11 protein-coding genes and 1 pseudogene are annotated in these 12432 nt (G+C 48.0%); 6 read left to right on the forward strand and 6 right to left on the reverse strand.

Annotated features, from left to right (window positions below; all coding sequences use genetic code 11):
* Positions 1-354 precede the first annotated feature (354 nt).
* A complete protein-coding gene (locus NDI34_RS16605; RefSeq protein ID WP_348233216.1) occupies positions 355-513 on the forward strand; it encodes a hypothetical protein in 159 nt (52 codons plus the stop codon).
* A gap of 492 nt (positions 514-1005) precedes the next feature.
* Positions 1006-4794 carry a plasmid replication protein, CyRepA1 family gene (locus tag NDI34_RS16610; RefSeq protein ID WP_348233217.1) on the forward strand — a complete coding sequence of 1263 codons (3789 nt, stop codon included), beginning with the start codon at positions 1006-1008 and terminating at the stop codon, positions 4792-4794.
* Between the two features lie 114 nt (positions 4795-4908).
* Here NDI34_RS16610 and NDI34_RS16615 read toward each other — a convergent pair whose 3' ends face one another.
* Positions 4909-5064 (reverse strand): hypothetical protein, encoded by a 156-nt coding sequence (locus NDI34_RS16615; RefSeq protein ID WP_348233218.1) that lies wholly within the window; start codon positions 5062-5064, stop codon positions 4909-4911.
* A gap of 10 nt (positions 5065-5074) precedes the next feature.
* Complete coding sequence (locus tag NDI34_RS16620; protein WP_348233219.1) at positions 5075-5260, reverse strand: transposase family protein; 186 nt, start codon at positions 5258-5260, stop codon at positions 5075-5077.
* A 207-nt stretch (positions 5261-5467) separates the two neighbouring features.
* On the opposite strand from NDI34_RS16620, the gene NDI34_RS16625 reads away from it, so the two are divergent.
* The 4 genes from NDI34_RS16625 (at position 5468) to NDI34_RS16640 (ending at position 9546) form a co-directional block, all read left to right on the forward strand.
* Entirely contained in the window at positions 5468-6436 is a 969-nt protein-coding gene (locus NDI34_RS16625; protein WP_348233220.1) for a site-specific integrase, read from the forward strand.
* Positions 6437-6512: 76 nt separating this feature from the next.
* A complete protein-coding gene (locus NDI34_RS16630) occupies positions 6513-6722 on the forward strand; it encodes a hypothetical protein (RefSeq protein WP_348233221.1) in 210 nt (69 codons plus the stop codon).
* A gap of 205 nt (positions 6723-6927) precedes the next feature.
* Entirely contained in the window at positions 6928-7890 is a 963-nt protein-coding gene (locus tag NDI34_RS16635) for a XamI family restriction endonuclease (protein ID WP_348233222.1), read from the forward strand.
* 12 nt (positions 7891-7902) lie between these two features.
* A complete protein-coding gene (locus NDI34_RS16640; protein WP_348233223.1) occupies positions 7903-9546 on the forward strand; it encodes an SAM-dependent DNA methyltransferase in 1644 nt (547 codons plus the stop codon).
* A gap of 402 nt (positions 9547-9948) precedes the next feature.
* Here the strand turns inward: NDI34_RS16640 and NDI34_RS16645 are convergent.
* The 4 genes and pseudogenes from NDI34_RS16645 to NDI34_RS16660 form a co-directional block, all read right to left on the reverse strand.
* Positions 9949-10569, reverse strand: a pseudogene (locus NDI34_RS16645) (group II intron maturase-specific domain-containing protein); the annotation flags it as partial.
* On the reverse strand, positions 10455-10868 hold the full coding sequence (locus tag NDI34_RS16650) for a hypothetical protein (RefSeq protein WP_348233224.1): 414 nt from the start codon (positions 10866-10868) through the stop codon (positions 10455-10457). The pseudogene NDI34_RS16645 and the gene NDI34_RS16650, both read right to left, overlap by 115 nt.
* A 63-nt stretch (positions 10869-10931) precedes the next feature.
* The gene (locus tag NDI34_RS16655) at positions 10932-11309 is read right to left on the reverse strand and encodes a hypothetical protein (RefSeq protein ID WP_348233225.1); all 378 of its coding nucleotides are present in this window, start codon (positions 11307-11309) and stop codon (positions 10932-10934) included.
* 531 nt (positions 11310-11840) lie between these two features.
* Positions 11841-12098 (reverse strand): hypothetical protein, encoded by a 258-nt coding sequence (locus NDI34_RS16660; protein WP_348233226.1) that lies wholly within the window; start codon positions 12096-12098, stop codon positions 11841-11843.
* Positions 12099-12432: the final 334 nt, after the last annotated feature.

Consider the following 12432-nt stretch of genomic DNA (forward strand, 5'->3'; position numbering starts at 1 on the left):
GTTTCAGAACTTAAAACCAGCCCACGAAAGGGCTGGTTTTTTTTCTAGAGGTTAATACAAACTTGTACTAGAAAAAATTACCTAGAAAAATTGGCTTTAAACCTTTACACTACAAGGCTTTCAGCTTTAGTACAAAAATGCCCCATCGTCCCACCAAAACGCCCCATCGTCCCACCAAAACGCCCCATCGTCCCACAACGTTTTTTTGAAACAATTGCCCTGTAAACTTTTCAGCGTTTTAGTACATCCCGATAACTTTGAGAAGTTTGATGGGCGTACAGCCCTCCTTAAATCCGGGCTGGCATAATTGGGAAAAGAAAAAACAGCGCCGCGCCGCTTAAAAAACCACCTCCGATGGCAAGGCACAAAAACCGCCAAAAATCAGCCGATGGCAAGGCTAAACAGTGGCAAATGACGACTTGGGGAAACCCAAGAAGCCAGCTAACCCTTGACGCAGAACTTAGCCCATTGCTAGTCAATGTGCTGGAAGACTCCCTAACCCAAAAGCATTAGGCGATCGCCTAGTTGCCCTAAAGTAAAAACACACCTATTTAGAGGATTGTTTATGAGGTTGCGAAAAAAGCAGCCATAGTCAAAACCCTAAAACAACAACACCCCCACTCAAACGAGTAGGGGTATCGTGCAGACCTGTTGGTCTGTGGTCATCTTAATAAACGGAGCGAAGTCGCTCAGACAGTCCAATTAGGGAACGCTTTTTATCTTGGCGGATACTCGTTCTCTATCGCACTGGCTGGAACGCGGTTTTGGTGGTCTTCGATGCCTTGTAGCTATAAATTGGCATTCGTAGCTACAAATTGGCTTTGGGTAATTATCATCTAGCTTATCTCGAAATCCAAAGCCAGCGCAACACGCACGCGCCACCAAAAACCACACGACTTTGACTCCTACAAACCATTCCCTGTAAGGAGTTTAGCTCGTGCCACTACAAATATTGGAGTTATTAAAGCGCGTGTGCCGCTGTCAACCTCACTTAGAGGTGGCAGCATGAGTCAATTCAAACTCTTTAAGCGCAGTAGCTGCCCCATCTGTAACGGTCTTCGGAAAGACTGCCGTGAGAACGCCCACACCCAGATCGTCCACTGTCGAGCTGATGTTGTTTCAGCGCCCCTTTACCGCTTCATCAAGCAAGACACCTGGGGCTTTAATATGTGGGCTGTTGACCGGGGACAAGATTCTTGGAACGAGCAAGAGTGGGAAACCCACCGTCGTCAGATAGCAGCCGAACGAGAGCGACGACTGCAACAAGAAGCCAAACACTTTGCCTCTCTGCTTAATGTTGAAGAGCGAGATCGCCAAATCCGCAAGCTTCATCAACAGCTAGGGCTGAGTACAAAACATCGGCAGAAATTACACGACCGAGGACTAACAGATGCCCAAATTGACGCGGGGTTGTTCTTCAGCATTGCACTTTGGCAAGAAATCAGCGGCATTAATGCAAGACTCGCCGGGGTAGATTTGTGGGGTAAAAAGCTGCTAATTCCTGCTTCTGGCATTGGATGCCCCGTAAAGGATGAATTAGGGCGTTTAATCGGCTTCCAGACCCGCTTTGACGATGCCACTGATAGCAAGTACAAGTGGCCCACCAGCCGCACAGCCAAGCGCCCAAACGGTGCCACCTCCCACCTGCCAACCGGGGAGTTGCCCATCAGCTGTTGCCGTCCCGCCACGACGGGCGAGATGGGCAGAAGTTACCTCACCACCTCATCCCCCTGCTCAACTCAAAGCATCGGTTTAGCCGAAGGCTTCCTCAAATCCTACATTGCTGCCCAAAAGCTCGACTCTGTAGTCATCGGTGCTGCTGGGGGGAACTTTACCGCCAGCCGTCAACAACTCAAGACATATCTGGAGGTGCTATCGGCTGAACTCAGCACTCACACAGTTAACTTGTACCCAGACGCGGGAGCCGTTGCCAACCCCTCTGTGATGCGGCAATATCAGCTGACGATTGAGTTAGTGCAGGGGTGGGGGTACGAAGTCCAGGTAGCTTGGTGGGGTCAGCTGACCAAAGAATCCCCTGACATTGACGAGCTAGAAGACCTGGGAGCGATCGCTATCATTACCCCAGAGGAATTTTTAGCTAAAAGCCAATACCAGACACAATCCAGCATAAATCTTCCATTGGAAAACGCTCCAGAGCGCGAACCCGACTCTGAAGAATACGCCGCCTATGTGCAGCGGAAAGCGGAACAGGAAGCCCTAGAAACCGCACAAGAAGCCGAAGGAGAACAGCAGAGGAAGGAGCAGTACGAGCAGCAGGTAGCAGCCGTACAAGCCCAACTCAGCGCTCTATCTTATCCACCGACGCTTTCCCTCAACCAGCGTTACTTAGGGAAAGACATTTGGAACAAGTTACCCAACCTCAAAGGTGCTATCTGTGGCATTAAGAGTCCCAAAAACACTGGGAAAACTTGGACATTAATCGCGCTTGTAGAAGCCGCCAAGAGAAGAGAACAGAAAGTCTTGTTGATTTACCATCGGCGGATTTTAGGGCGCGAGGGCTGCTTGAAAGTTGGTGCGGACTACATTGACGACATCGGTGTAGCTGGCAATTATGCGCTGTCTATTGAGATGTTGGGACATAATCCCACCTTGGGGCTTTGCTTTGATTCCCTGTGGAAATTGAATCCCTCTGACTGGGAAGGGGCAATTCTAATTCTTGATGAAGTCGAGCAATCCTTAAACCATCTGATGATGTCTACTACCTGTGAAGAGAAGCGGGGACTACTTCAACTGAAATTTGCCAAAATCATCGAAACCGTACTGTCCACCAGAGGACAAATCATCGCCTTAGATGCCGATTTAACCGATTTGTCCCTCAACTACATCAAAGCCTTTGCTCCGGATACTACACCAGTGCATTTAGTTTTAAATACTGTACTCGCTCCATCTTGGAAGGTGCGATTCTCTACGAATGCTATGAAATCAGGCACCGAAGCCGCAATCATTCGCCATGTGTCCGCAGGTGAGAAAATTGCTGTAGCGGTGGATTCCCAAAAAGAAGCGGAAGCATTAGAGCGCGACATTCTTAATTCTTACCCTAACGTGAAAGTGCTGCGGATTGACCGCAAGACATCAGAACAGGAATTAATCAAGGATTTTGTCAAGCGTCCTAACAAGGGCTTGCAGGCGCTTGAGCCACAGGTCTTAATCTACACTCCCACAATGGGAACTGGTGTCAGCATCGACATTCCCTATTTTGATGTAATGGTGGGAATGTTCTTCGGACGCATCACCGACACCGAAGCACGGCAGATGCTGGGACGAGTGCGATCACCTATCCCGCGGCTGGTATGGTGTAAGAAGTTTGCCTCTGACTCTGGCGTGAGTACATCGCTACTTCCCAATGTAGTTAAGCGTACCTGCCACCAGTTCCACAAAAGCACCTCCCGGATAGTCAATTTGGCAACTGCACTAATTGAAGCTGAGGTTGACGCTGTTGAATTGTTTGAAACAGCGGCAGCACTCCTGAAAGGGAATAACTTCAATTGCTCTCATTTTGATATGTGGGCATCTTTGCAAGCGCGGCGTAATGGCTCTTTGAAGAATCTTCAAGAGAGGTTAATCGCAGGGCTAAAAGCCGAAGGGCATGATGTTGAAGTGGTTAATATCGGTCAATCGAAGGAAACAGCTCATACCATCAAAGGGATTAAGGAGGAATTAGAGTGGGAAGAGGCGACAGCACTCGCCACTGCCAAGGACATTCCCTTAGAGGAAGCCAAGCGAATTCTTAAGACTGACCGCTCTACTGAGGAGCAACGCTTTCAGGCTCGTAAAGCTGTCTTGAAAGACAGATTACCAGGAATTGAGCTGACACCGGAGTTTGTTTACAAAGCAGCGATCGCCGAACATGGTCAATGGCTGCGTCAAATCAAGCTCTACTGGAGTTGTCTCAATCCCGATAAAGTGGCTCTGTTGGACAAAAAGACTTGGTTTTATCATTTAGCGAAGATTCTACCCTTCCTGCCAGACATCCGTACTTACAGCTTGCAAGTGAAGGTATTGCGAGATTTGGGACTTTTAGAGTTAATCGAAACTGGGGAGGTGTTTTCAAATTCTCATCCCCAGGTGCAAGCAATCGCACAAAGGGCATTTAAAGACAGACGCCGAATCAAAACTGCCCTCAACCTGACAATCAAGCTGAGAAAGCCAGGAGACACTAGGAGTAAAGGGCTGACTCCTATGCAAATCGTCAGCCGCTTGCTAGAAAAGCTTGGGGTGGAACTTGAGCAACTGGGGTACGACCACGAGCAGGAAGAATGGCTTTATGGGATTAATGAGGAATTTTGGCACGACAGCGACCGTAATGGGGTGTTACGGTCGCTGGATGAGAAATACGCAGACTTAACGGCTCAAGTGCCTGCTGCGTCTAATCTTCGGGCGGAGGAGCCTTCTTCAAGCGATCGCTCGGCGCTTTATATAAATAATATGGAACGAGGCGATCTACCACAAAGCCATATAGAGCAGGCAGTACAGACCTCAGACAATGCAGTTTTTGTTTCGATGAGAGCGGTTGAGGAATTTGACCAATTTGAGCCAGAAGACGGATATCACATCTCGATTAAAACCTGTGTTCAATTGCTTCAGGATGCTGTTGGGAAAGGCATTGATGCCATCAAATCCCTACTTAAGCCCTGGCGCACAGAGAGACGGTGGGGGGCTGTGCTGTTGCTGGAAAGGCTTTCAGAGGAAGCTTTTAGGCGGTTAGAGCAGATATTCCCGGATTTCTATAAATGGCTCGAAGAGTCTTTTATGCCGCACTCAGGGGTGGGATAGCGATCTACGGAACGGAGTAACCCACCCCAATAATAGACATCTTGCATGAATCAATCTTCATCCCCAAATTTGATGGGGCTTTCCGAGTAACCATCTGTGTAAATCTCGTGTACCCTACTGTTGGCTTACGCCTACATCTGTGTAATAACCTCGCTGTTTTTTTTGGCGCTCGATTGGACTTTCAGTTACATCGACGACCACGACGCTCCAAGTGTAAGCATTTTGGTACAGTTGCTTTTTACCAGGCAGCCGGAACTTGCCAGATTGCATTAATAAGGTTTCAACCTTCTTTCCTCAAGCGACATACCGCAGATTCGCTGATTCCCCAACTGGTTGCAATGTGAAATTGAGTACGATACTCCCGCCAATACTCCAACACTAGAAGTAATTGGTCTTCGACACTCAACTTTGCCTGCCCACCTCGTTTGTCCGTGCGGTCTAACTGAGGGTGCAACACTTCTACCATTTGCTCAAACGTTTCACGCTCTCACGCCACACCTGCGTTTGAAAGCACTAGGTTTAAGGAATTTGAGTTGCTCGTAGGTCATTGCTAATCCTCCTTCACCCACTTCTAACTGTCTTTTTCCTATTCACGCAAGAGGTCTATTGGCTTGAATGCACCGCCTGACGGACAATTAGAAGTATTATCAAGAACAATTGTTCTAATAAATTTATGCCCCGGATTGTCTCTTGGGACACCTCTGAGTTGATACTGACCGAGCCGCTGCCTCTGACGCTTCACCCAGCAGCGGTGTACCTTTCTCTTTTGGCACCCGGCTCTCGACCGACGATGCGTCAGTCCCTCGATGCGATCGCGTCTCTGCTCACAAACGGTCAGTGCGACGCGATGACGCTCAATTGGGCAGCGTTGCGCTATCAGCACGCGGCAGCGGTGCAGGGAGCGTTACTGGCCTCGCGAAAGCCGGAGACGGTCAGAAAGATGATATGTGCCTTGAGACGGGTACTTAAAGAAGCGCTGCGGCTGGATTTGATGGATGCGACTGCTTATGCCAAGGCAATTGATTTACCTCAGATTCGGAGCAATCCGGAACTCAGGGGCCGTGCCTTAAGCGAGGATGAAATTGCGGCGTTATTTGAGGCGTGCCATAATGACTCGACGCCTGCGGGTGTTAGAGATGCGGCTTTGATTGCGATTCTTCGGGTGGGGTTGCGTCGGGCTGAGGTGGTGTTTTTAGAGTTAAAAGATTTTAAGGCGAGTACGGGGGAAGTGAAGGTACGGGGGGGTAAGGGGGGAAAAAACCGCACGGTGTACCTTCCAAGCGATGCCATTGTACTGGTGGAAGATTGGTTGAAGGTCAGGGGACGTTCTCCAGGTGCGCTGTTGTGTCCTACTTGGAAACGGGGTCGAATCCATATTAGACCTCTAACGCCCCAAGCGGTGCTGATGATTCTTCGCAAACGGGCACTGGAAGCTGAGGTCGATCTGTTTTCTCCTCACGATTTTCGGCGGACGTTTTGCTCAGATTTACTGGATGCCGGAGTTGATATTGTGACGGTGGCTTCTTTAGCGGGACACTCTTCGCCGGAGGTGGTGGCTAAATATGACCGTCGGGGAGAGGAAACTAAACGAAAAGCTGTGGAGAAGTTATCAATTCCTAGCAAAGGGCGAACTACTCAATAGCGTAGTAGCATGAATCAGTAGTTATATCTTCGCGAATAGAGTCTTTACAGAGCTTGAAGAAATTGCAAGTGAAGCATTGGCTCAGGCAGGACGCTTTACAGAAGCATTCACCACTTTTAGCCCGCAACAGCTGAATGAATTTTTATGTGTTCTGTCCAGATGGGCACTTGCTTTTGAGAGGATTGAGCGAGGGCTATCGGTAGCAGTTCGGAGAGAGGCACTTCGCATTGCTGGGTGGGTGCATCCGATATGGCAGGGAATTTATGATGAGGTGTTCCATACCTGAATTTTGGCTGAACATGAGAGAGTCGCGATCTCCCCTCCCCATCAAAACTCGCCAGCTGAAAGCGCGAGTGCATTCTGCAAACAGCAGATGGAGCGTTGCTTCAGGACAAGCAGATAGCAGTGATTGTGACCTCTAAATAGACAATATGGACTGAAATGAGGCGACAATCAAGGGTTGTCTCACTCAGGTCATACAGAGGAACGCAGTGCCAGTAAATGCCGACAAACCCCACTTGTGGAAGCCAGATATTGCCCAGTCGGTAGACTTCTACAATAGTTGGTTCATGCAGTTCGCGCCCCAAGCGTACCGCGACACTCGCATTGCCACCACTATCTCTGTCGAATCCGCCTTAGCCCGGACAGCCAATCTCACCAACATCACACCCGCTGTATTGCGGCAACATCCCTCTGTTCTGCCCATCCTACGCATGGCGACAGCACCGCCTATCGCCCGCGATCGCCTGATTGGTCTAGCGGGAGTTCCGCCCAACCTTGTCAAAAACATGGAAGAGAAACAGCGAATTCCACCCCGGATGAGCAGTACATTAGTTGATGCTGAACTTCATAAAATTAGTCAAATCATTGCAAGACTGGCAGACAAAGACATCTTTTCATGGTTGGACACGGGGCAGGAACCGACCGATACACAAGTTCACCGAGCAGCGACAATTGTTGCAGATCGTCTATGTGGTGCGCTTGCTGACCCCATTGTTCGCAATGCCCAAGAGCGCAGACAGCTGGCTACAATTAGGCAGTGGCTGGAACAGCATGGCTATTCATACATTAGGGGAGGAGCTGGGTTAAGCTTTCAGACGATGCAGCCTGGAACTTTCTCGTTTCGCCTCAATATTCCGGTGAGCTTACAGGGAGGCATTAAACAGGTTAATATCCCGATTGACACTGTAATTAAGCCGCTTCAGTCCAGCCCTAGTGACTTACCGTTACTGATTGAAGCAAAATCCGCTGGGGACTATACCAATCCCAACAAGCGACGCAAAGAAGAAGCCATTAAAGTCGCTCAATTAAGACTCAACTACGGCAATAATATTCGTTTTATTCTGTTCCTTTGCGGTTACTTTGATAGTGGCTATTTGGGCTATGAAGCAGCTGAAGGAATTGACTGGGTGTGGGAACATCGCATTGATGACTTGGCGTTGTTTGGAGTTTAAAACATAAGCGGAATGTCAACGACTGAATTAACACGAGCATTGCTAAATAAGCAACTTGATTCTGCCAAAACCCAAACTGAGCGAAATCAGCTTGGTCAGTTTGCCACATCAACGGCACTGGCAACAGACATTCTGGAATATGCCAGAGGGCTATTACCATCAAACTTCAAGATTCGTTTTCTTGACCCGGCTTTTGGTACTGGTTCTTTCTACTCCGCATTATTGCAGCGATTTTCGTTATCACAAATTGTTTCGGCAGTAGGTTACGAAATTGATTCACACTACGGGGATGAAGCGATTAAGCTTTGGGGTGACACGCCGCTACAACTCTCTATCGCTGACTTCACCCAAGCTAAACCTCCCAACTGTGACGAAGCTCTAGCTAACTTGCTCATTTGCAACCCGCCGTATGTCCGACATCATCATTTGACCAAGCTTGAGAAGCTGCGGCTCAAAAGGGCAACGGAGCAGACATCCGGTATAAAGCTGAGCGGGTTAGCCGGACTCTACTGCCACTTCCTCTGTCTTTCAGATCCCTGGATGGCTTCTGATGCTCTGGCTGGGTGGCTAATCCCCAGCGGGTTTATGGATGTGAATTATGGACAGCAAGTAAAAGAGTACCTGCTCAATCGCGTTACGTTGCTGCGCGTTCATCGTTTTTATCCTGATGATGTGCAGTTTGAAGATGCACTGGTGTCTAGTGCAGTTGTTTGGTTCAGGAAGGCTTTGCCACCAGTAAATCATGCTGTTGAGTTCACTTATGGCGGGAGTCTGACAGCACCAAAAGTGAGAGAGTTGGTTTCAGTGGAGGTGCTACGCCATACGGTCAAGTGGACTAAGTTTGGGCTGGGGTATCGTAGCAGGAATTCCAATGGTCAGCAGTTGAAGCTTAAGGACACCGCCTCTACTGAGGGAATGCCGCTTTCCTCTGAGGGCAGAAATTCCGAATTTCTGTCGTTGAAATTGTCAGACTTATTCACAATTAAACGGGGTTTGGCGACTGGAGCTAACCATTTCTTCGTGCTGACACCAGAGCAAGTTTCTACTCACCAACTGCCCCTTGAGTTCTTAAAGCCGATTCTACCGAGTCCCCGGTTTTTATCAGTTGATGAGATTGAAGCTGATAGTGTTGGTAATCCAATGAAGGAAAACAAGCTATTCCTGCTGACGTGCAACTTGCCTTTATACGAGGTGAAAGCCAAGTATCCGTCGCTTTGGAAATATCTCCAGATGGGAGTAGAGAATGGAATTAGCGATCGCTATCTGTGCAAGCATCGCTCTCCCTGGTATTCACAGGAAAAGCGTCCTCCCGCCCCTTTCCTCTGCACCTATATGGGGCGTCAGAACACCAGTAGAGGTAGACCCTTCCGATTTATCCTGAATCACTCACTGGCGACGGCAACCAATGTCTACTTGATGTTGTATCCCAAACCAGCTCTGGAGAAGGCACTCTTGAAGAAGCCTGAGTTGCTACGGTTGGTGTGGCAGGCTCTCAATCAGATGGATGATGAGACACTGATGGGTGAGGGTCGAGTGTATGGGGGTGGACTGTATAAGCTGGAGCCGAAGGAACTGGGTAACGCGAGTGCACAGAAGATTCTTGAGGTTTTACCAATCCGACCTCACAAACTGGTTTGTCAAAGACTCTCGGATTGAGATATAAGAAAGGATTGGTGCTGGGTTGTAAGCGTCCAAATGCCACCCTAATTAGCCCATCATTTTCTTCGCAAGGATCTTCACAAAACTCGATGACTTCCGCCATCAACATTTTTAGAGACTGGTAATCAGACTGCATTTCAGAGCGGGCGTAGAATTGAACAAGTTTACGCCAGGTTGACGCCTTTATCTCCTAGCCATCAGGTAGCCCGCACCAGAAAAACTTTGAATCGCCGCTTCAATTTCCGGCTCTAAAAGAGCGATCGCTCCTCACTCTACGACTGGTCTCTCTTTCGGTTCCTTTGGCTTGTTAGAGTCGAGAGGGGATATTATTCCCCGTCCCTCTCTGTTAAATTTGGGCGTGCAACTTTCATCGCACCCAGCTTCCGATATTCTTAAGGTTTAAACCCGTTGCTTCATGTGAATATAATCATGACAAGATTCATGAATTGCAACTAGATTTCTAGTTTTCCAGTTGCTATGATTCCCGTCAACGTGGTGTAGGTGTACCCGTTCTTCACTTGTACACTTCAGACCACATTTATCACATGCATGGTTTTGTCTCTTTAAAGCTTTGGAGGTTTGACCGTCGTATAACTTACTATTGCGTTCGCTCCAGTAGGTTATATCTCCGTCAAAAGGTGATTGATTTCCTTTGACGTTGACGTATTTATTTTTAGAGTAGGGAACAGATGGGAACGCTTTTTTAATCAGCTTGGTGGTTGATTTTTTGCCGTTCTTTGTTTCCCTGTTGAAAACTTTCCACGCTCTATGATTGGTGTGCCAAAGGGAGAATCTTGACCCGTCCATTTTACAGAAGCGGTGATAGTTCCTCCATCCTCTAACTATTGGTGCTAGCTTTTCGGCTTTCACCTTAGAACCATAATTCGAGCAGTTAACGATAGCTTTTACCTTCTGACGGAATTTCTTATAGTTATCCACTGAGGGGGTACTTTTGAATTTCCCGTTGCTTTGCACTTTGAAGTGCCAGCCAAGGAAGTCAAAGCCATCTGTCGCAGCGGTAGCGGCTGTACATTTGCAAGTTCATCTTTTAAGGAAAAGAAGCGCGATCGCTGTTCGCTCGATAACCCAAGCCAAACCCGATGCTTCACGTCTATCGGGAATTTTTCTAAGACCTCGCAGACTGCCAGTGCTTCTTCAAAAGTCTCGCAGATTTGGATCGTTTCCTGCGCTTTCAACACCTCTGCATCAATCAAATTGTTGGGAATGGGTTCAGTGATGGATTCACTGATGGGTGAAGGTGATGGATTGCAATCCTTGCTATCGCAGAGTTCTAGTGTTCGTGATGGGTGAACTGTCACCTCATCCTCAGATACAACACTTGTAGCTTCACTTTGCGGATTGAAGATAATTGTTTATTGTACTTATTTTTTTTCTTGATTAAGTAGAGTGAATCCATCACTATCCATAAACACCGTATCTGGCAAGGGTTCTGACCCATCACTGAATCCATCACGACTCTTCACCTGACCCGTCACGGCTTGTAAAAGCTCGTAATCATGAGTCGGGATGTTGCGATCGCTTATGTCTCGCAGCCGTAGACCTTTAATCAACTTTCTGGTCTTTGTATGAACTTTCTGTACCTCCTGCCAGCCAAGAATATTGCGGCACAGTTCGAGTAGATCCGGACTGAAGTTTTTATTGGCGCGTGGTGAAGTGCCAGACTTCCGACAGTGTTGTACGTAGGAACCGTAGAGGGTTCGCTCGTTCTCTGCGTTGTTACCAATCGGTGTTGTTGCCATCGGATCTCGAATCACTTGGTCATTTAACCAAGCGGCAATGCTGTCGGTTCTAATGCGATCGCTACCTTCCTCTAGATGTTAATAATGTTTAATCGCTACGAGAAACACATCTGCCGGAGGCTAAGCAATGCTCTCCATAGGCTGCAAGCTGTCCAGTAACAACGAAGGGAAGCGGTTTCTATAGTTCGTTCGGTTTAGAGGGACGATTCTTTCGAGCGTCCGAGGTCTTGCTCAAATCCAGCCCCAGCGAGTCTTTTACCCGTTTTTTGGTCTATGTCTCATGGAACAATTAATGGATAAGTTACAAGACATTTTCAATGAAAATTGGGTATTGTCGGGTGAGTTCCAATGAGCAAACTTTCATGCATGACGCTTTGAAAAAAGCTGGGTACGAAAAGATTTTTGGGAATACTGTTTGGGGAGCCAAAGAATCAAGACTGGAACTTGACAAGTGTCTTGAACATCTCTGTAACAGGGGTAGCCCCGTTGTGTGGCGACTTGACCGGCTAGGGTAGAAGCCTTAAGTATTTGCTAACGTTGATCGAAGACTTCAATACCTCTGGCATTGGATTTGTCAGCCTGGCTAAAAGCATCGATACCACCAGTGGCGGCAAGTTGGTCTTCAGCATCGTCGAAGTGATCGCTCTCATTTGAAAGACAGATTATTCGAGAAAGAACCAATGCCGGATTAGGCGCTGCCAGAGCTAGAGGTCGCAAGAGAGGACGTAAGACGCGATCGCATCGGTCAAGTGGTTCGACAACTCTGGAATTCTCTAAGGAACTAACCAACTTCAGGAAATCTCAATCTGGCGCGCCAGATTGAGAACTTTAGATTCTCTGAGAGCTGACAAATGCCTTTTTCTGGCACTTTGGGAAAATTTGATGAATTTATCCGGTTACAACCCACAAAAAATCAAGCTTTCACCCCAGTTTGACAGAGAGGGTTAGACTACCATTTGTGAGCGATCGCTAACCCCAACACTCTAACAGCGCATCTTCCCCGCTCCAATTGGCACAACTCAATCTTCCTCTTCAAGTTCTGCCATCTTACACTTCATGGGTTCGTCTTGGCTTGGTTTGAGCAAGTGAGCGCTCTCAATTTTGAGGGGATAACCTTCAGCTA

It is taken from the genome of Trichocoleus sp. DQ-U1 (genome assembly GCF_039961925.1).
GTDB lineage: Bacteria > Cyanobacteriota > Cyanobacteriia > Cyanobacteriales > FACHB-T130 > FACHB-T130.

Bases quoted from the DNA above. Each gene is read 5' to 3' on its own strand.
- NDI34_RS16605 (WP_348233216.1), top strand. From the start codon at position 355: ATGGCAAGGCACAAAAACCGCCAAAAATCAGCCGATGGCAAGGCTAAA.
- NDI34_RS16610 (WP_348233217.1), top strand. From the start codon at position 1,006: ATGAGTCAATTCAAACTCTTTAAGCGCAGTAGCTGCCCCATCTGTAAC.
- NDI34_RS16615 (WP_348233218.1), bottom strand. From the start codon at position 5,064: ATGCAATCTGGCAAGTTCCGGCTGCCTGGTAAAAAGCAACTGTACCAA.
- NDI34_RS16620 (WP_348233219.1), bottom strand. From the start codon at position 5,260: ATGGTAGAAGTGTTGCACCCTCAGTTAGACCGCACGGACAAACGAGGT.
- NDI34_RS16625 (WP_348233220.1), top strand. From the start codon at position 5,468: ATGCCCCGGATTGTCTCTTGGGACACCTCTGAGTTGATACTGACCGAG.
- NDI34_RS16640 (WP_348233223.1), top strand. From the start codon at position 7,903: ATGTCAACGACTGAATTAACACGAGCATTGCTAAATAAGCAACTTGAT.
- NDI34_RS16655 (WP_348233225.1), bottom strand. From the start codon at position 11,309: ATGGCAACAACACCGATTGGTAACAACGCAGAGAACGAGCGAACCCTC.